Origin of the sequence: Neisseria sp. CCUG12390, assembly GCF_047837985.1 — a bacterium.
Classification (GTDB): Bacteria; Pseudomonadota; Gammaproteobacteria; order Burkholderiales; family Neisseriaceae; genus Neisseria.
Genome location: NZ_CP181244.1, coordinates 1,602,876 through 1,622,389, shown reverse-complemented (window position 1 = coordinate 1,622,389; position 19,514 = coordinate 1,602,876). Strand labels below are relative to the sequence as shown.

Genomic DNA, 19,514 nt, shown 5'->3' with positions numbered 1-19,514 from the left:
CCTGATTGGGTTCGGACGGCAGGCCGTTTTTCAGACGGCCTGCGTCGGATTACCGTCAAACAGGCATATGGTTTTTATTTAACGCACCAGACACGGTTTTTTGTTGTCGAACTCCCAGCCCGGAATCAGGTACTGCATCGCTATCGCGTCGTTGCGTGCGCCCAAACCCATGTTTTTGTAGAGTTCGTGGGCTTTTTGGACTTGATCCATGTCGAGTTCGATGCCCAAGCCCGGTTTTTTCGGCACTTCCACCAAGCCGCCTTTGATTTGCAGCGGCTCTTTGGTAAGGCGTTGGTTGCCTTCCTGCCAAATCCAGTGGGTGTCGATGGCGGTAATGTTGCCCGGAGCGGCTGCGGCAACATGGGTGAACATTGCCAGCGAAATATCGAAGTGGTTGTTGGAATGCGAACCCCAAGTCAAACCCCATTCATGACACATTTGGGCAACGCGCACCGAACCCTGCATCGTCCAGAAATGCGGGTCGGCCAGCGGAATATCGACGGATTGCAGCGAGATGGTGTGACCCATCTGACGCCAGTCGGTCGCAATCATATTGGTGGCGGTCGGCAGGCCGGTGGCGCGGCGGAATTCGGCCATCACTTCGCGGCCGGAATAACCTTGCTCCGCACCGCACGGGTCTTCGGCATAAGCCAGCACACCTTTGAGTTCCTTACCGATTTCGATGGCTTCGGCCAACGACCAAGCGCCGTTGGGGTCGAGCGTGATGCGGGCTTCGGGGAAACGTTTCGCCAACGCCTTGATGGACTCGGCTTCTTCAAAACCGGCCAACACACCGCCTTTGAGTTTGAAATCGTTGAAGCCGTATTTTTCGTAGGCGGCTTCGGCCAAACGCACCACGGAATCAGGCGTCATGGCCACTTCGTGACGCAGGCGGTACCAGTCGCAGGCATCGTTTTCCTGATTTTGGTACGGCAGGTCGGTTTTTTTGCGGTCGCCGACGAAGAAGAGATAGCCCAGCATTTCCACCGCATCGCGCTGCTGGCCGTCGCCCAAGAGCGAAGCCACGGTGACGTTCAGGAATTTGCCCAACAAATCGAGTATGGCCGCTTCGATGGCGGTTACGACGTGGATGGTGGTGCGCAGGTCGAAAGTCTGCAAACCGCGTCCGCCCGCGTCGCGGTCGGCAAATTGATTGCGTACCGCAGTCATCACGTTTTTATATTCGCCGAGCGTTTTGCCGATGACCAAAGGTTTGGCATCTTCCAGCGTCTGGCGGATTTTTTCGCCGCCCGGCACTTCGCCCACGCCGGTGTTGCCGCCGTTGTCCTTCAGGATAACGATGTTGCGCGTGAAATAAGGGGCGTGCGCGCCGCTCAGGTTCAGCAGCATGCTGTCGTGGCCGGCCACGGGGATAACGGTCATTTCGGTGATGATTGGGGTAGACATGGTACGACTCCTTAAAAAAAACTGACGGGTTTGAAATCAGGATTTCAGACGGCCTTTCAGAACAGGCCGTCTGAAAGAAATACTGTGTCATTCAATTTATCTATGGCTATTATAGGCAAATGTATGCAGGCGGGAACTGTCCGAATTCATCAATCTAGTTGGTTGTAGTCGGCGATTTTTTGTGCAGATGTACAAGATTTAACAAACCAATCATCCGGTTCTTTACACATTGCTAACGAACGGTATTTAAAAAGGATAAAAGTCGAGGGGCTTTGCAGCGGTGTACAGATTGTTGAAATACTGCCGTGGGAAAATTCTTTGAATTGGTTTATATAGATAGGCCGAGACCTTTGCGAAACCCGGAAAATATTCAAAAATTTCTAATCCGTCATTCCCGAGAAGGCAGGAATCCAGAATTTTAACCTGCTGTAATTTATCAATATTTCCGAAACCGATAAGTCTGGATTCCCGCTTTCGCGGGAATGACGGAAATGGATTTTTTAGTTTAAGTTGGGTTTTGCAAAGGTTTCAGGCCGTCTGAAAAATATTGCAGCCGTTCTAATAAAAATAATATTGCCCGTTTTTCTGTTTCAGGATGCCGAAGTTTCCTGATTCGGCATAATCGACAAAACCGAAGCGCAGATGCACATAATTTTGTCGAATACGAAGTCTTTTTTTATGCGTTTGCACGATGATAAATCAGATGAAAAATCTTAGACTGTTCCAAATTTCAAAATAAACAAGGAGTCGTAGTATGAATGAGAAATACTTTCCCAACCCGTTGCGCCGGCGTTTGCTGAATCATGAAAAATTAATCGGCTGCTGGAGCGCGTTGGGCAGTCCGATTACCACGGAAGTGTTGGGATTGGCCGGATTCGACTGGATTTTGCTCGACGGCGAACACGCGCCGAATGACGTATTGTCGTTTGTGCCGCAGCTGATGGCCTTGAAAGACAGCAACAGTATGCCGGTGGTGCGTCCGCCGCAAAACGATCCGGTGGTAATCAAGCGTCTGCTCGACATCGGTTTTTACAATATTCTCGTGCCGTATGTCGAAACGGAAGAAGATGCAGTTCAAGCCGTGGCCTCCACTCGTTATCCGCCAGTCGGTATCCGCGGCGTATCGGTAGGGCACCGCAACAACGGTTACGGTACGGTTCCGGATTACTTCAATAAAATCAACGACAACATCGGCGTATTGGTGCAGGTGGAAAGCCGCTTGGGCGTGGAAAACGTGGATGCCATCGCCGCGGTTGACGGCATCGACTGCATTTTTGTCGGCCCGGGCGATTTGTCGGCGGCATTGGGCTATCTGGGTCAGCCGAACCATCCGGAAGTGCAGAAAGTGATTCAGGATATTTTTGCCGCCGCCAAACGCCATGGCAAAGCCAGCGGCATTCTGGCACCGGTTGAGGCCGATGCCCGCCGCTATATCGAATGGGGCGCGACTTTTGTCGGCGTCGGCAGCGATTTGGGCGTGTTCCGCGGTGCCAGTCAGGCATTGGCAGACAAGTTTTTAAAATAAACGTTTCCCGAATCCGGGCGACGGATAGTTTTCAGACGGCATCGACAGGCCGTCTGAAAACCAATAAGTGAATGAAACAGAAAGGAAAATCATGAAAATCGGTTTTATCGGCTTAGGCATTATGGGCAAACCCATGAGCAAAAACCTGCTCAAAGCAGGCTACGACCTCGTGGTGCTCGACTTCAACCAAGACGCGGTCAAAGAAGTGGTTGACGCAGGCGCAACCGCCGCCGCCACGCCCAAAGAAGTCGCGCAGCAGGTCGATGTCGTCATCACCATGCTGCCCAACTCGCCCCATGTCAAACAGGTCGCACTGGGCGAAAACGGCATCGCCGAAGGCGCAAAAGCAGGTTTGGGCTTTATCGACATGAGTTCCATCGCACCGCTGGCCAGCCGCGAAATCCATGAAGAACTGGCCAAAAAAGGCATCGAAATGCTCGACGCACCCGTGAGCGGCGGCGAACCCAAAGCCATCGACGGCACGCTGTCCGTCATGGTCGGCGGCAGCAAAGCCGTGTTCGACAAATACTACGACGTGATGAAAGCCATGGCAGGCTCGGTGGTGTACACCGGCGAAATCGGCGCGGGCAACGTCACCAAACTCGCCAACCAAGTGATTGTCGCGCTCAACATCGCCGCCATGTCCGAAGCCCTCGTACTCGCCACCAAAGCCGGCGTCGATCCCGAACTCGTTTACCAAGCCATCCGCGGCGGCCTGGCCGGCAGCACCGTACTCGATGCCAAAGCCCCGATGGTACTCGACCGCAACTTCAAACCCGGCTTCCGCATCGACCTGCACATCAAAGACCTGGCCAACGCGCTCGACACGTCCCACGGCGTAGGCGCCAGCCTGCCGCTGACCGCTGCCGTGATGGAAATGATGCAGGTGCTGAAACTCGACGGCCACGGCCAGTCCGACCACAGCGCGCTGGCACGCTATTACGAAAAACTGACCAACAGCGAAGTCAAACGCGGCGGCTGATTTCAGACCGCATCCGCATCGGAACAAAGGCCGTCTGAAAAATTTTCAGACGGCCTTTATTTACTCGGCACGCTGTCTGAAATCAGCCCGACGTAGGTACGGTTAGCCGTCCCAAGCGGCGTAACCGTACGGACGCATTGGCCTGACCTTACACACGCCAAAACGCCGTCTGAAAAACTGTTTCAGACGGCGTTCCCGTTTCCGGTATGTACTACTGTGTACGGTTACGCCGCCTTGAGGCGGATAACCGTACTGACACTGAATACATTCAATTTGACGGAGCTACGGCCAGCTACCCTGCAACGTCATTCCCGCGCAGGCGGGAATCCAGAACCGTGATATTCGGAAACGGAATTTTTCAGCGGTTACTGAAACCCAACCGTCTGGATTCCCGCCTGCGCGGGAATGACGAATTAGAGATTTTTGAATATTTTCGGGTTTTGCAAAAGTCTCGGATTGCATGTTTCTGAAAATTGACGAGCAACCGCACCCACACGTTTCTGATTTTCAGACGGCCTTCACCATATCCGTACCGTCCTATTTCCCCAGCCGATACAGTCTGCCGACATTCTGCGCGGTGGAAACCAGATTTTCCCGGCCTTGTTTCAGAATCTCTTCCAGCGGGGCGGTGTGGCGGATGATGGGGAACACCGCGTCGATGCCGGCCTGATAGACGACTTCGTAATCTTCGCGCAGGCAGCCGACAATCGCGATGACGGGTTTGTCGAACTTTTTGGCGGTTTTCGCCACGCCGACGGGTGTTTTGCCGCGTATGCTTTGGGCGTCCATACGGCCTTCGCCGGTGATGACGAGGTCGGCATCGCGCACTTTGTCGGCCAATTGTGCGGCTTCGATGACGATTTCGACGCCTGCTTTCAACCTGACTTGCGGTAAGACGAGCAGGCCGCCGCCCATGCCGCCCGCTGCGCCTGCGCCTGCGTGGTCGCGGATGTTCAGGCCGGTGTCGCGCGATACGGCGGCGGCGAAATGTTCGAGCGCGGCATCCAGCTCGGCGACGGCTTCGGGGCTTGCGCCTTTTTGCGGGCCGAACACGGCGGATGCGCCGTTCTCGCCGCACAGGGGGTTGTCCACGTCGCAGGCGACTTCAAAGGAAACGTTTTTCAGACGGCTGTCGAGTGCGGACAAATCCACTTTGGCGAGTTTCGCCAGGCTGCCGCCGCCGTAGCCGATGTCGAGGCCGTCTGAACCGGTGAGCTTCGCGCCCAAGGCTTGCAGCATACCGGCTCCGGCATCGTTGGTGGCACTGCCGCCGATGCCGAGGATGATTTTTTCCACGCCTTTGTCGAGCGCGGCTTTGACCAGTTCGCCCGTGCCGTAGCTGGTGGTGATGAGCGGGTTGCGCTGTTCGGGCGGTACGAGGTGTAGGCCGGATGCGGCGGCCATTTCGATAATGGCGGTTTTGCCGTCGCCGGACACGGCGAAGGCGGCGGTCACGCGGTTGCCCAAGGGGGCGGTAACTTCGGTTTCGACGAGCCGCCCGCCGGTGGCGTCGGCCAGCGACTGCACCGTGCCTTCGCCGCCGTCGGCCATCGGCACTTTGATGTATTCGGCATCGGGCAGCACTTTTTTCAATCCGGTTTCGATGGCTTCGGCCACTTCCAATGCGGTCAGACTTTCTTTGAAGGAGTCGGGGGCGATAACGATTTTCATAAGGTCGTCCTTTTTAGGTTGTATTCAGGCAGTTCGGGCTGTCTGGTTTTGTCTGAATAAACGGAAACCGTCTGTTTCCGGTGTTTTTCAAAATGGGGTTTCGGTTTCAGACGGCCTGGCTGTTCGGCCGGCCATGCCGTCTGAAAATCGGCTTAGAATTTCAACACGCCGTATATCAAAGTGGAGATGATGGTCATCAGCAAACCGATGGCGCTTTCGTAAGGAATCAGTTTGAGACGTTCTTTAATATCCATATTGACGCTGCCGCCAGTGGCGTGGAAGAAGGAGCCGTGGGGCATATGGTCGAGTACGGTCGCACCGACGTGAATCATGGCCGCTGCGGCAATACCGGCGACGCCCAGTTCGATTAATGTGCCGCCGAATACGTTGGAAGCGACGACTGTGCCGGCGGTAGTGGAGGCGGTGGCCAGCGACATCAGCATACCGGACATCGGGGCGAGAATATAGGAAGGGAGACCGGATGCGGTCAAGCCGTTAATCAAGACATCTTTCAGGCCGGAATTGGCAATGATGCCCGCCAGTGCGCCCGTGCCCAGCAGCATGATGGCGACGGGTGCCATTTTTCCCAAACCGCTGACCGCGTATTGGTTGCCGTGGCGGATTTTTCCCATCAGCAAGGCGCCGACCAAACCTCCTACGGGCAGGGCAATCATGGGATCGATGGCGATGCCGGCAATGGGGCGCAACGAAAGCAATAAGATGGCGACCAGCGGTGCCGAAATGGCGGTAACAAAGCTTGGCAAGCGGCTGGTGTTTTCTGCCACCACTTCTTCCGCTTTGACGCGGGAGCCTTTGTTAATCAGCCGTTTGGCAAGGAAATAGGTAAAAATCAAACCGAAAACCGCAGGAATGAAGCCGGCCGCCATTACGGAGGTCAGCGTCAGATCAAACGCATCCGCTGCGGCGATGGCATTGGGATTGGGCGAGATGATGTTGCCGGCTTTGCCGCCGCCTATCATGGCCAGCAATACCGCCGGTTTGGATAAATCGACGCGTTTGGCCAATGCCAATGCGATCGGGGAGACGGTGATGACGGCCACATCGACAAATACGCCTACGGCGGTCAGAATCATGGTGGCCAAAGCCAGGGCAAACAATGCCCGGTTTTCCCCCAGTTTTTTGACGATGGCTTCGGCAATCGATGTCGCCGCGCCGGATTCAATCAACACCCCGGCCAATACGCCTGCGGCCAAAATACGCATCACGGCGGTGGTGATGCCCTGCGCGCCTTCAATCATCAGCTTGACCGTGGCGGCCAAATTCGCCCCGCCGACCAAACCGCCGATAAGGGCGCCGGCAATCATGCCGTAGGCGGGGGGGACTTTTCTCAAAATCAGGAAGATGGCGACAACCAGGGCAACGAGTGCACCGATCGCGGATACGGCAGGCATATTCAAGCTCCTTGTTTTTCAGATGCAGCGTCATTATGGACGGAAAGCACTTTTCAAGTCTTTGTGCAGCCGTCTGAAAAATAAGCAGCATTGGCAAGTTTTTTTATAAAAAATTCCAGTTTCAGGTAGGATGGGCTGTGGCACAATCATCGGGACAGTTCCAATACCCTAAATGAATGGATGACAGCCGCGTTTGTTTCAGGTTGAAGCGGAAAACGCCGTTTGAAACGTTGAAGACGGCTCGCCGCGTTTTTATATTTTAGAGAGAAAACATCATGTCTGTTTACACGCTCAATACGCAGCTTGCCCAAAAAATCGTCGAGCGCACGATGGACATCATCGGCTGCAACGTCAATATTATGGACATCAAAGGCAGGATTATCGCCAGCGGCGATGAGAAACGCATCGGCGGAATACATGACGGCGCGCTGTTGGTGCTTTCGCAAGGGCGTATTGTCGATATTGACGACCAAATCACCAAAAACCTGCACGGTGTCCGCCCGGGCATCAACCTGCCGTTGCGGTTGGACGGCGAGACCGTCGGGGTAATCGGCCTGACCGGCGATCCGCACCATTTGCGCGAATTCGGCCGCCTGGTCTGCATGACGGCGGAAATGATGCTGGAACAGGCGAGACTGTTCGAGATGCTGGCGCAGGATGCGCGTTTGAAAGAAGAGCTGATTCTCAACCTGATTTCATCGGAAAAAATCACCCCGTCGATGAACGAATGGGCGAAACGCTTGGGCGTGGATTTGGCCACGCCGCGTGTGGTGTGCATCATCGAAGTCGATACCGGCCATCTGAATATCGAGGCCATCAGCAACGAATTGCACAATCTGCAAAACCTGCTGAATTATCCCGAACGCGACAATCTGGTGGCGATTTTGTCGCTGACCCAAATCGTCATTCTCAAGCCCGCCTTGGACGCGCTCGGACGCTGGGACGTGCACAACCATATGGAGCGGGTGAAACTGCTGGTGTCGCGCATGAGCGAGCAGACCTCGCTGAACGTGCGCATCGCTTTGGGCAATTATTTTGCCGACTGCGACGCCGAGGCCAACAGCATCGCCTTGTCCTACCAAACTGCCAGCGCGACTTTGCAGGTGGGGAAAAACCGTTTTCCCGAGCAGCGCATCTACAATTATCAGGAACTGGTTTTACCGGTTTTGCTCAACCAGCTGAAAGACGGCTGGCAGCGGCGCGAATTGGAACGCACGATCAACAAACTCAAGCAGGCCGACAAAAACGGACTCCTGACCAAAACGCTGCTGGCTTGGTTTAACCACAACATGCATTCGGCGGAAACCGCCAAGGCATTGTTTATCCACCGCAATACCTTGGAATACCGCCTGCACAAAATCGCCGAACTGACCCGCCTGAACCTCGACCAAACCGACGACCGCTTTTTGCTTTATATTGCGGTACATATGGTGTGAAGCCTGTTTTTAAACGGTTTTCTGCGTTTTGATGATTTCATATTTATCCTCCTAAAAATGCAGGCGCAGCCGTTTAAATCAAACAAAGGCCGTCTGAAAAACTTTTTCAGACGGCCTTGTCAGACGGTTTCAACTTTTTCAAACATCCGCACGGTTGGCCGAGTCCTGATTATGATGATTGGCCGTCATTATCATGCCATTCATCATCTTTTTTATCTTTATATTTAATAAAAACAAATAGTCCAATAATAATCCAAGGCATCCCGATTAAATAATGGATATTATTGTTGAGTACCATGCCAAGAATGATAAATACCGCTCCCATTATCAAAAAAACCAATCCTAAGTTCATAAAGATCTCCAATTATTTGATGATAAATTTAGGTTTTTTGTAAAGTAAAGTCAAATTAAAACCCGATTATTGCTCGGTTGCCATTGCAATAACCCGATTTCTTTTAATTTAACCGTATCATGAGCAGTTGTAGGTTGGGTCATGACCCAACGTCTTCTTGGATTCACGGTTTTTGTTGGGTTTTGCAACCCAACCTATTTAGAACTGTCCGCTTTTTGATGATTCCGTGTTTATTCCCCAAAAATGCCGACAGCCATTTAAATTAAAGGCCGTCTGAAAACGGAATATTTTCAGACGGCCTTTTGCCATTAAACCAATTGTTCGCCCCAATGCAGCTTTTGGCGCAGGGTTTTGAAATACTGGTAGCCGGTGGTGTGCAGCACGCGCAGGGGATTGTGGTAGCGGCGGATAATCAGGCGGTCAAGGTTTTGGATGTCGTGGAAAGACTGGCCGTCGAAATGCACGCGCGCGTCGCCGCTTTTGGTGATGAGAATCTCGATTTCGCTGGTGTCGGCCACGGCAATCGGGCGGTTGGTCATGGATTGCGGGCAAATCGGCACCAGCGTAAAAGCACGCAGGTTGGCCTGTAAAATCGGGCCGCCGGCGGCCAAGGCATAGGCGGTCGAGCCGGTCGGCGTGGAGACAATCAGGCCGTCCGAACGTTGGGTGTACACAAATTCCTGATTGATGAAGACCTCGAATTCAATCATCTGCCCCGCGCCGCCGCGCGATACGACGGCATCGTTTAAAGCCAGCGAACGGCGGATGATTTCTCCGTCGCGAACCAAATCGGCTTCCAGCAAAATGCGTTCTTCCGGCAGATATTTGCCTTCCAGAACCGGCAGCAGCTCCTGCACCATTTGTTCGCGCGGAATCTGGGTCAGAAAACCCAAGTGGCCTTGGTTGACGCCGATCATCGGAATGCCGCGTGCGGCGACTTCGCGCGCGGCGGAAAGGAAGGTGCCGTCGCCGCCCAAAACGATGACCAAATCGCAATATTTGCCCAAGTCGGATTTCGGGCAGGCGGAACAGAGCGGAATGTCGTCGGCAAAAATGCTGTGGTCGGTCACCGCGGCTTCGTCCAGATAGACGGTAAAACCGGATTGGCAGAGAAAATCAACCAAGGTGTGTACGGTTTCTTGGATTTCGGGGGTATTCGGGCGGGCAACGATGCCGATGTTTTGGAATGGGCTGTTCATGGCGGATGATGGGGAGTTGGGAGGCCGTCTGAAAATCAAAGCCAGATGTCGCGTTCGAGACGGTCAAGGCGGGCGTGCAGGCGGTCGACGTCGTCGCGGAGACGGTCGACTTCTTCCATCCATGCGGCCAGCGTGGTTTGGTCGATGACGGGCGATTCCGGTTCGCGCGAAAACTCGCTGATCTGCTCGGCGATGCTTTTGCCGATTTGCTTGACGGTGTGGCCGATGACGGCGGCGCGGGTGGCGATGCTGCCGGCGGCCGCATCGCCGAAAATGCGGCTTAAGTCGTCGTTGGCGTAGTAACGCAGGCCGCCGAAAATCGGCAGCAGCGACATGCCTAACACCAAATCGCCGTCGATGGCGATGTCGCCTACGCCGGGTTGGTTTCCTTGCAGGATTTTCTGAACCGCGCTGTTGCGGAAGGTGATTTCGGTATCGGGCGCGTCTTGTGCGGTTTCCAAAAAACCTTGTTCGGAAATGCGGCCGACAATGCCGAAACCAGCAATCCGAACGCCCAGGGTTTTCCCTGCAAATCCGGCCAAATCGTATTGATGCTCGGGATTTTGCTGAATCAGGTGGTTGATGACTGGAAGGAGGGCGGACATGGTTTTCTCTGAGGCCGTCTGAAAATAATACAGACGCTGATTTTACAGGCTTAAGCCGTAGGCGCAAACGGTATTTACAATTTTGCCGCCGCGATGGTCGTCTGGGTCGAAATCCGGCGCGGGCAGGCCGAGCTTGGCGGCTTCGGCGGCATAGAATTCGGCGCGGCTCGGGTGGTTCGGCTCGACCACGTTTTTAATGCTCCTGCCGTTGGGATTCAAGGCCGTCTGAAACAGCGCGGCAACGGCCAAATCCTGATGAACCACGTTCACAGGCTGCCTGCCGCCGCCGATGTTTTTCTTTAAAAGCAATCGGGTAACCGGGTGGCGTTCGGCGGAATAAAGGCCGCCCAGGCGCAGGATGTCGACGTTGGGAATGCGGCTGTTTAAAAACAGGGCTTCCGCCGCGGCAATCTGCTTGGCGTTGTCGGTTTGCGGACAAATCGGGCTGGTTTCGTCGCACTCGCGCACTTCGTCGCCGTACACGCCGGTGCTGCCGGTAAAGATGATGTGGTTGACGCCAAACGATTCGGCCAGCCGCAACCATTGTTGCAGTGTGGAAACATAATCGTCGAGCGCGGAGGGCGGCAGCAGGCAGAACCAGGTCGGCTTGTTACGCCAATGCTGCCATAAGGCCGTCTGAAAAACAGCGGCCCGGTTCAAATCGGCGGTGTCCAGCCAAATCGGCAGGTTGATGTCGTCGGAAGTGAGGTGGCGTTTGACGGCGGCCACTTCGCAGCCGTTTTCGTAGAGTTTCTGCGCCAAAGGGCGGCCGAGATAGCCTAAGCCCAGAATGGCGCAATCGGGCAGGGTTTTATCCATTTTCAGACGGCCTTTGTGTTTGCCAGCCCGGCTGCACCCATTTAGGCGCGTCGATAAACCGGTAAGCCGCCATTTTTTCCAATAATTCAGACGGACTGTCGGCCACGCACAGCAGATTCATGTTGGCCTGAGGCATAAAGCCTTGTGCGGCGGTCTGCTGCAACAGGGTCAACAGCGGATTAAAGAAACCTTCGACGTTTAATACGCCGATGGGTTTGGCGTGCAGGCGCAGTTGGGCGTGCGACAAGACTTCGAACAATTCTTCGTAAGTGCCGATGCCGCCGGGCAGGGCGACGAAAGCATCGGCCAATTCGATCATCTTGGTCTTGCGCACGGTCATGTCGGGCGTTTCCACCAGTTCGGTCAGATTCGGGTGGGCGACTTCTTTTTCGCGTAAAAAGGTCGGAATCACGCCGGTGACTTCGCCGCCGTGTGCCAAAGCGGCATCGGCCACCGTGCCCATCAGGCCGATTCTGCCGCCGCCGTAAACCAGACGGCTGCCGCGCTCGGCGATGACTTTTCCCATTTCTTCGGCGGCGCGGTAAAAAGCGGGGGATTCGCCTAAATTGGAACCGCAATAAACGGCGATGTTTTTCATGTCGTTTTCTCGTAAAAAGGCAAAAGCGGAGGCCGTCTGAAAAATAAACGGATTATTTTTCAGACGGCCTGAATGAGTCAAACCGGTTATACCGGCAGATGGCTGATTTTTTGGTCGAATTCGGCCATGTGATCCGGCAGCAGGTAAGGGCGCAACAGGCTCAGCGAACGCTGCACGCCGCGGGCTTTGGAATCTTCGGTCAGCTTGTTGCGGCCTTGCAGCGAGCCGTCGAAGTCGAACCAGTATTTGGTCATCATCCACATATTGACCGCCAAATCGTCGATGGCGGTTTTGTCTGCGCGGATGATGCCGTGGCCGTTGAGTTCGTTCAGCAGCTTCACCAAGAGCGGCGAGACTTTGGCGTGGGTGAAATTATTGTGTTCGCCCAATAATTCCGCGCTGCGCGCCAACAGGGTATTCACGTCGCTGAACAGAAAGCGGTATTCCCACATCACGTCATAGATGCCCGACATGTAGGCAATCGAGCCGGCGACGTCTTTGGGCAGCTCCGCTTCCTGTAAGTATTGCAGCAGGGCTTCGCTGTAGCGTTTGAAAAGCTGGATGATGATTTCGTCTTTGTTGCGGAAATGGTAATAGAGATTGCCCGGGCTGATGCCCAAGTGCGCCGCGATATGGTTGGTGCTGATGTTGCGCTCGCCTTCTTCGTTGAACAAAACGAGGCTGGCATTGACGATGCGTGTGTAGGTGTTGATTTTTGCTTCTCGTGCCACGGGCGGATTCCTTGGTTAACTTCGATGCGGTTTGTTACAGGCCGTATGAAACCGGCAGCCAATTCGGTTCGGCATGTAATTGTACCTGAAATTTTTCATTTACTGCGCGGCAAATGTGCTGCGCCAGCCGGTAAACGTCTTGGGCGGCGGCGTTGCCCGTATTGACCAGCACCAGAGCCTGTTTGTCGTGCACCGCTGCGCCGCCGGTTCGGAAACCTTTCAGACGGCATTGGTCGATCAGCCAGCCGGCCGCCAGTTTGACCGTGCCGTCGGCTTGCGGATAGCGGGGCATATCGGGATAGAGGGCTGACAACGAATCGGCTTGTTCGGCAGCGACAATTGGGTTTTTGAAGAAGCTGCCGACGTTGCCGAGGATTTTCGGGTCGGGCAGTTTGCTGTTGCGGATGGCGCACACGGCGGCGGACACGTCTTTTGCCGTGGGTTTGCGTCCCACGCAGGTTTCGGCGACCGCCGCGGCCAAGTCGCCGTATTTTAGGTTGGGCGTAAATTGTTCTTTTAAGGCAAAAACAACGGACACAATCACATACCGGCCTTTGCCTTCCTGCTTGAACAGGCTTTCGCGGTAGGCAAAGCGGCAGTCGGCATTGCCCAATTCGACGAAGGTTTCGGTATCCAAATCGAAGCAGCGCACGCTGTGAATCACGTCTTTCACTTCCAAGCCGTATGCGCCGATGTTCTGCACGGGCGACGCGCCGACCGTTCCCGGAATCAGGCTCAGGTTTTCCAAGCCGCTCAAGCCCAAGTCGAGCGTGTGCAGCACGAATTCGTGCCAGATTTCCCCGGCCTGCGCCTCGACGTACACAAGGCCGTCTGAACGGGAAATTTCCCGTACGCCTTTGTTTTCCATGTGGACGACCAAACCCGGATAATCTTCCATTAGCAGGATGTTGCTGCCGCCGCCGAGCCATAACACGCTGTCGCGGTCGAATTCGGGCAGGCGGATGATTTCGCGGATGTCTTCGGCCTGTTCCAAGGCGACAAACGCACGTGCGGCGGCCTTAAGGCCGAAGGTGTTGTAAGGGGTCAGATCGGTTTGATAGCTTGGTTTCATGATAAAGCCTGACAAAGGTTTCAGACGGCATGGACAAAAAAGGCCGTCTGAAAAATACAGAATAAAAGGACAATCCGGTTTTCAGACGGCCTCGGGAATCATGAGGCCGTCTGAAATTTATCGGGTATAAGATTTGACGAACGACTTACTGCACAGCTCCAAACACCATACCAGCGCAACGGCGGCGATGGTGAGCGACACGATTAATGCCGTCCAAAAGCCGTGCAGCCCCATGCCGAAGCGGTAGGCCAGTACATAGCCCGGCAGCAGGCCGCACAGCCAGAAGGCAACCGCGTGGATAAACATCGGCACTTTGGTGACTTTGTAGCCGCGCAGGGCGTAGGAGGCGATGCATTGGGTCGAGTCGGACAGTTGGAACAGGGCGGCCAGCAGCAATACCGCTGCCGCGATGTTCAAAACGGCTGCGTCGTCGGTGTACATCCCCGCCAGCGGAAAGCGCAATGATACCAAAGCCAGCGCGGTCATCACAGCCAACGCCCAGCCCAAAATCAGCGATACGCCCGAAATATAGCGCGCACGGGCAAACTGCCGGCGGCCGAGCGCAAAGCTCACGCGTACGGTCGAAGCCGAGCCGACGCTTTGCGGAATCATATAGATAATCCCCGTCAGGCTGATGACGACTTGCTGCGCCGCCACATAATCTTCGCCCAAACGCGCCACCAAAAAGACGATAAAGGTAAACGCGCTGGCTTCCAGAAAGTAAGACAGGCCGATGGGCGCGCCCAGTTTCCAGAAGTTTTTAAATGCGGCGAAATCCGGTTTGCTGAAGGTGTCGGTCAAGCCGAATTTCTTAAAATACTGCTGCTTGGCGACATACAGCCACAATGCCGCCGCGCTGAACCAAAACACAAAAGCCGTCGCCAGCCCGCAGCCCGCGCCGCCCAATGCCGGCATACCGAATTTGCCGTACACGAAAATATAGTTCAGCGGCACGTTCAGGAAAAACGCCGCCACGCTCACCCACATAATCGCACGCGGGCGGTTGAGGCTGGAGGCATAGGCGTGCAGCGCGCGGTGCACCATCGCCGCCGGCATGGCCAAGCCGGTGAACACCATATAGTGCGCCATCGTGTCTTCGACGTAAACGCTCAAATCCAGCCAGTTTTGAAACGGCACAATCACCGCCCACATCAGCAGCATTCCGAACACACCCAAGGCCAGCCCGAACCAAAGTCCCTGACGGCCGGTTTCGCCGACTTCGCTGAGTTTGCCCGCGCCGTTGAGCTGGGCGATGATGGGGTTCAGCGCGGTCATGATGCCGATAAAGGTGATGAAAATCGTGGCGAACGCACCGCTGCCCAAGGCCACGGCCGCCAAATCCTCTTTGCCCGCACCGCCGGCCATTACGGTATCGACGAAACCGATGCCAACCTGCGCCACCTGCGCCAGCAGCATGGGTACGGCCAGCACCACCAAATGGCGGATTTCTTTGTTGAACACGGGGAAGGGATAGCGGTTGATGTCGAGAAACATAAAATGACGGAAAAATAAAACAGGCCGTCTGAAAACTCAAACGGCGCAAAAGATTGGAAAAGGTTCATTATAGGTTAAATCAGGCAGGGCGGATAGATAAGAGGCCGTCTGAAAATAGTTGAACGTAATCAGGAAAGTTTCATCGTGATGGCTGATTTGACGAGGCATTACCATGTTTCAGACGGCCTGATCTTGACCGGTGTGTTTTTTATTGTGGTTGAGTTTGGATATTGAGTGGATTGGCTGTTTTGCCATGCTTGGTCATTCCCGACCGAGCGGGAATGACGGTATTATGAAGTAATCCGAGTTATCAACTTATTACTCAAACACAGCCTTTATTTTATAATGCCGTTTTTATTTAAATCGAGAGAACGGTATGAATACAGATTGGCAGCAGGACGGGGCTTTGACGCAGTTTGCCGATGTACCCGTGCAAACGCAAGCAGCGGTTTTTGAACCGCAGGAATGGCGTTTTCAGTTTTTCGGCAATGCGGGCGAATATTTCAAAATTTGGATTGTGAACCTGTTTCTGACGATTATTACGCTGTCGTTTTACGCGCCGTGGGCGAAAGTGCGTCGGTTGCGCTATTTTTACGGCAACACCGAACTGGGCGGCTACCGCTTTGATTTTACTGCGCTGCCGACGCGCATTCTGGTGGGGCGGATTATCGCGTTGGTATTGTTTTTCGTTTTTTCGCTGGTGTCGGAAATCGATCCGATGATTACGCTGGGCGTGTCCGTGGTCATGATGGCGGTGTTCCCGTGGCTGGTGCGCTCGACCATGCGTTTTCGGGCGCGAAATACCAAGTTCGGCAACAGCCGTTTTTATTTTTCCGCATCGATGGGGCAGACTTACTGGCTGTTTGTCAAATGCACGTTGGCGGTATTGCTCAGCTTCGGCTTGCTGTATCCGCTGGCTCTGTATTGGTTTAAATCTTATCAAATCGACCATTTGCGTGCCGGTCATCTGCCGTTTAAATTGAAGGCTTCAGTAGGCGGTTTTTATGCGGCGGTTTTGATTCCTTATTTGTTGATGCTGGTCGTGTTGATAATTGCCGTTGTCGTCGTGATGATTTTGAGTGGTGTGTTCACGAACGGTATGAATATGTCCGAAGCCGATATGGAGATGGCAACGGGTTGGTTGGGCAGTATCTTCAGCCTGATATATATCGTGATGCTGGGTTATTTTGTGCCGCTGACGCAGGGCTATCTGTTTCAAACCACTTGGCAGGATGTGCGCGTGGGCAACAGCCGTATTTCCACGGATTTGAAACCGTCCAAGTTCGCATGGATTAAATTTACCAATTATCTGGCGACCGTGTTCACGCTGGGTATGCTTCATCCGTGGGGCGTGGTGCGGCTTTACCGTTATCAGGCCGAGACGATGAAAGTGTATGCGGCGGACAATCCCGAAGATTTGATGAACGAAGCGCAGCAGGATGTAAACGCCGTCGGCGAGGAAATCGCCGATGTGTTCGACATCGATATTTCTTTGTGAGGGTGCGATGAGCGGAAAAATCACAGTGCGCTATTACGACGGCCGTCTGAACACGGCGCGTATGGCGGAGCTGTATGCGGTTTCAGACGGCATCCGTGTGGTGTTTGACGGCGGTGCGGCCGAATATGCGCGCAAAGATTTGGCCTATATGGCCGGTGTAGGCGGCGTATTGCCTGCGATTGATTTGCCTGACGACGCGCGGATTGAGTTTCTCAGCCACGACGTCCCCGATTGGCTGCGCTTAAAAAACCAAACCATGCTCAAGCAGGTCAACCGTTTCGAGAAAAGCTGGAAATGGGTGGCGGTCGGGCTGGTTGTCGTGGTCGCGGTGGTGTTCGGCGTGTACCGGTGGGGCATTCCGGCTGCGTCCTACCATCTGGCGCACCGACTGCCTGCCGATACGCTGCACAGTTTGGGCGGTCAGGCTGAAGAGATGATTACCAAGATTACTGAACCCAGCAAGCTTTCAGCCAAACGCAGACAGCAGATTACCGATTTGTACCGGCAGCAGCTCAAACCTGAAACGCCGGCCAAATTATTGTTTCGTAAAGGCGGCGACATGGGTGCGAACGCATTTGCCATTCCGAATAACACCATCGTACTGACCGACGAATTGGTGGCTTTGGCGGAAAACGACCACGAAATCCTGGGTGTACTGGCGCACGAACAAGGCCATTTGGTTCACCGACACAGCTTGCAGCAGGCATTGCGCGGCATCGGAATCGGCGTGCTGATGATTGCGGTGACGGGCGATTCAAGCGATTTGCTGACGACTTTGCCGGTGTTGCTGGCGGGTGCGCAATATTCGCAGGCCTTTGAGATGGAGGCCGACCGCTATGCCGTCGGCGAACTTCAGCGTTTGAACCTGCCGCCGCAGCATTTTTCTGCGTTCCTGGAGCGGCTGCAGGCGCAGTCGGATCATGAAGAGGGCGGTATCGGCGGTTGGCTGAGTACCCACCCGATGACGGCGGAGCGTGTGAAGCAGGTGGAGGATTTGCAAAAAACTGCGCGCTAGCCAAGCAGTTGCCGCGCATCATAAGGTAGAAGCGGCTGCGAAGTCCTACCATATCGGCTCATAAGAAAACTGCACCCTTCGGGGTGCAGTTTGACGTTTCAGACGGCCTTTGATGAATTTTATGGATTTACCGCGGCAGATGAGCCATCGGGTTAACTGCTTTGCCGTTAATCCGCACTTCAAAATGCAGCTTCACACGGTCGGCATCGCTGCTGCCCATGTTGCCGATGGGCTGGCCGGCGCGCACGGTCTGGTCTTTTTGCACCAAAATATGGTCGTTATGCGCATAAGCGGTAAGGGTGGAAGTATTGTGGCTGAGCAAAATCAATTTGCCGTAACCGCGCACACCCTCACCGACATACAGCACTTTACCGTCGGCTGCGGCTTTGACAGTCTGCCCGAGCTGGCCTGAAATATCGATGCCTTTGTTGCTCACGCCGTTGTAACGTTCGATGATGCTGTTGCTGCCGTTATCGACCGGCCATTGCAGTTGCAAGCGGTTAACCGGTGTGACCGAGCGGGTAACGGAAGGATTGGCGGTAGTATTGCGGCGCACCCGCAATATTTGGCCGACTTCGATTTTGGATGAATCGGTAAGATTGTTCCATGCTGCCAAAGTGCTGACGCTTTGGCCGTAACGCTTGGCGATGCGGTACAGGGTGTCGCCGGATTGGACGCGGTAATGGCCGTCGGGAACGGGCTTGGATGAGTTGGAAGCGCAGGCGGCCAAAAGTGCCGTCATGCCGGTAAGCAAAATGATTTTGCCGTGCTTTGCGATAAGGGTAGACAGTTGTGTATTCATAGGGCGTAAGGATACCAAATACGCCGCTTGTCCGCCAAGGCGGTGTTTCAGGGTGCGGCATGTCCTTGCCGTGAGCCGGCATGGCGGTAAAAATTGCTAAAAGGCCGTCTGAAAATCTTTTCAGACGGCCTTTTAGCTGTTTGGAATGGTTCGAGCCGTGTTTTGAAACATAAAAAAGGATGCGGTAAAAGTGTCCGTATGAACCATGGTTTTAACATTCTGTTTACTTATTTTTACTGCTGCGCAAGCTTACCCTTTTTCACATTCGGCCACCTTGAAAGGCGGCTCAAACACCTTTATGTTAATATTTCCAACCAACATTCAAATCCACAAGGAAAAGCAACCATGCAATTTTTAGGTATCGGCTTTTTGGTATTACTCTTTTTGGAAATCATGTCGATTGTTTGGGTTGCCGATTGGCTCGGCGGCGGCCTGACCTTTCTACTGATGATTGCCAGCTTTGCGCTCGGCCTTTTCATGCTGCGCCGTACCGGTATGTCGGGCGTATTAGTGGCGGGGGCAACCATGCGCAGCGGCAAGGGTGTCTCAATGTACCAGCTTTTGTGGCCGATCCGTTTTGCGCTGGCCGGGCTGCTGCTGATGAGTCCGGGTTTTGTTTCCATGGTCATTGCCTTGGTTTTGCTGTTGCCGATTAAAGGCAAACCGGTTGCCGACATCAACTTGCATACCGCCGCATTCGACCCCGACCGTGCGCAAAACCCGTTTGCCCGGCAATCAACAGCGCCGAAAGACGACGACATCGTGGATGCCGAATATACGACCGTCACGCGCGTCGATCCGCGCAGTAAAGCCAAAGACTATATCGAACACAAACCCGATTAAATGGCCGAAGCAATGGCAGGCCGTCTGAAAATGAATAATTTTTTCAGACGGCC

The 19,514-nt window shown here is 54.3% G+C and carries 18 protein-coding genes; 6 read left to right on the top strand and 12 right to left on the bottom strand.

Annotated elements, in window-relative coordinates:
* Positions 1-78: 78 nt before the first annotated feature.
* Positions 79-1,407: a glucarate dehydratase gene (gene gudD, locus ACM67E_RS07610; protein WP_416190862.1), complete on the bottom strand. Its 1,329-nt coding sequence runs from the start codon at positions 1,405-1,407 to the stop codon at positions 79-81.
* 754 nt (positions 1,408-2,161) lie between these two features.
* Between gudD and garL the strand changes: the two genes are divergently transcribed.
* Entirely contained in the window at positions 2,162-2,932 is a 771-nt protein-coding gene (gene garL / locus ACM67E_RS07605; RefSeq protein ID WP_416190861.1) for a 2-dehydro-3-deoxyglucarate aldolase, read from the top strand.
* Between the two features lie 91 nt (positions 2,933-3,023).
* The gene (garR, locus tag ACM67E_RS07600) at positions 3,024-3,914 is read left to right on the top strand and encodes a 2-hydroxy-3-oxopropionate reductase (protein WP_416190860.1); all 891 of its coding nucleotides are present in this window, start codon (positions 3,024-3,026) and stop codon (positions 3,912-3,914) included.
* 537 nt (positions 3,915-4,451) lie between these two features.
* Here garR and ACM67E_RS07595 read toward each other — a convergent pair.
* Complete coding sequence (locus ACM67E_RS07595) at positions 4,452-5,585, bottom strand: glycerate kinase (protein WP_416190859.1); 1,134 nt, start codon at positions 5,583-5,585, stop codon at positions 4,452-4,454.
* Positions 5,586-5,737: 152 nt separating this feature from the next.
* Positions 5,738-6,997, bottom strand: a complete 1,260-nt coding sequence (locus tag ACM67E_RS07590) for a GntP family permease (protein WP_416190858.1) — start codon at positions 6,995-6,997, stop codon at positions 5,738-5,740.
* 275 nt (positions 6,998-7,272) lie between these two features.
* On the opposite strand from ACM67E_RS07590, the gene ACM67E_RS07585 reads away from it, so the two are divergent.
* Positions 7,273-8,433 carry a CdaR family transcriptional regulator gene (locus ACM67E_RS07585; RefSeq protein WP_416190857.1) on the top strand — a complete coding sequence of 387 codons (1,161 nt, stop codon included), beginning with the start codon at positions 7,273-7,275 and terminating at the stop codon, positions 8,431-8,433.
* A gap of 169 nt (positions 8,434-8,602) precedes the next feature.
* Here the strand turns inward: ACM67E_RS07585 and ACM67E_RS07580 are convergent, their stop codons facing one another.
* From ACM67E_RS07580 to ACM67E_RS07545, 8 genes are all read right to left on the bottom strand, one after another.
* The gene (locus tag ACM67E_RS07580; RefSeq protein WP_416190856.1) at positions 8,603-8,785 is read right to left on the bottom strand and encodes a hypothetical protein; all 183 of its coding nucleotides are present in this window, start codon (positions 8,783-8,785) and stop codon (positions 8,603-8,605) included.
* A 308-nt stretch (positions 8,786-9,093) separates the two neighbouring features.
* Positions 9,094-9,984, bottom strand: a complete 891-nt coding sequence (locus ACM67E_RS07575; RefSeq protein ID WP_416190855.1) for an NAD(+) kinase — start codon at positions 9,982-9,984, stop codon at positions 9,094-9,096.
* Between the two features lie 35 nt (positions 9,985-10,019).
* Positions 10,020-10,589, bottom strand: coding sequence for a ubiquinone biosynthesis accessory factor UbiJ (locus ACM67E_RS07570; protein WP_416190854.1), 570 nt, complete (start codon positions 10,587-10,589; stop codon positions 10,020-10,022).
* Between the two features lie 42 nt (positions 10,590-10,631).
* Complete coding sequence (locus ACM67E_RS07565; protein ID WP_416190853.1) at positions 10,632-11,408, bottom strand: SDR family oxidoreductase; 777 nt, start codon at positions 11,406-11,408, stop codon at positions 10,632-10,634.
* Positions 11,401-12,006 carry a TIGR00730 family Rossman fold protein gene (locus ACM67E_RS07560; protein WP_416190852.1) on the bottom strand — a complete coding sequence of 202 codons (606 nt, stop codon included), beginning with the start codon at positions 12,004-12,006 and terminating at the stop codon, positions 11,401-11,403. Before ACM67E_RS07560 ends, ACM67E_RS07565 begins: the two co-directional genes overlap by 8 nt.
* Before the next feature lie 86 nt (positions 12,007-12,092).
* The gene (locus ACM67E_RS07555) at positions 12,093-12,737 is read right to left on the bottom strand and encodes a TetR/AcrR family transcriptional regulator (RefSeq protein ID WP_416190851.1); all 645 of its coding nucleotides are present in this window, start codon (positions 12,735-12,737) and stop codon (positions 12,093-12,095) included.
* A gap of 34 nt (positions 12,738-12,771) precedes the next feature.
* Entirely contained in the window at positions 12,772-13,809 is a 1,038-nt protein-coding gene (gene murB, locus ACM67E_RS07550) for a UDP-N-acetylmuramate dehydrogenase (RefSeq protein ID WP_416190850.1), read from the bottom strand.
* Positions 13,810-13,926: 117 nt separating this feature from the next.
* Positions 13,927-15,303, bottom strand: a complete 1,377-nt coding sequence (locus ACM67E_RS07545) for an MATE family efflux transporter (protein WP_416190849.1) — start codon at positions 15,301-15,303, stop codon at positions 13,927-13,929.
* 376 nt (positions 15,304-15,679) lie between these two features.
* On the opposite strand from ACM67E_RS07545, the gene ACM67E_RS07540 reads away from it, so the two are divergent.
* Together ACM67E_RS07540 and ACM67E_RS07535 are read left to right on the top strand one after the other, a co-directional pair.
* Entirely contained in the window at positions 15,680-16,801 is a 1,122-nt protein-coding gene (locus tag ACM67E_RS07540) for a YjgN family protein (protein WP_416190848.1), read from the top strand.
* Positions 16,802-16,808: 7 nt separating this feature from the next.
* The gene (locus tag ACM67E_RS07535) at positions 16,809-17,816 is read left to right on the top strand and encodes a M48 family metallopeptidase (RefSeq protein ID WP_416190847.1); all 1,008 of its coding nucleotides are present in this window, start codon (positions 16,809-16,811) and stop codon (positions 17,814-17,816) included.
* Between the two features lie 127 nt (positions 17,817-17,943).
* On the opposite strand, the gene ACM67E_RS07530 is transcribed toward ACM67E_RS07535, so the two are convergent.
* On the bottom strand, positions 17,944-18,618 hold the full coding sequence (locus ACM67E_RS07530) for a murein hydrolase activator EnvC family protein (protein WP_416190846.1): 675 nt from the start codon (positions 18,616-18,618) through the stop codon (positions 17,944-17,946).
* Positions 18,619-18,963: 345 nt separating this feature from the next.
* Between ACM67E_RS07530 and ACM67E_RS07525 the strand changes: the two genes are divergently transcribed.
* Entirely contained in the window at positions 18,964-19,461 is a 498-nt protein-coding gene (locus ACM67E_RS07525; protein WP_416190845.1) for an FxsA family protein, read from the top strand.
* Positions 19,462-19,514 lie beyond the last annotated feature (53 nt).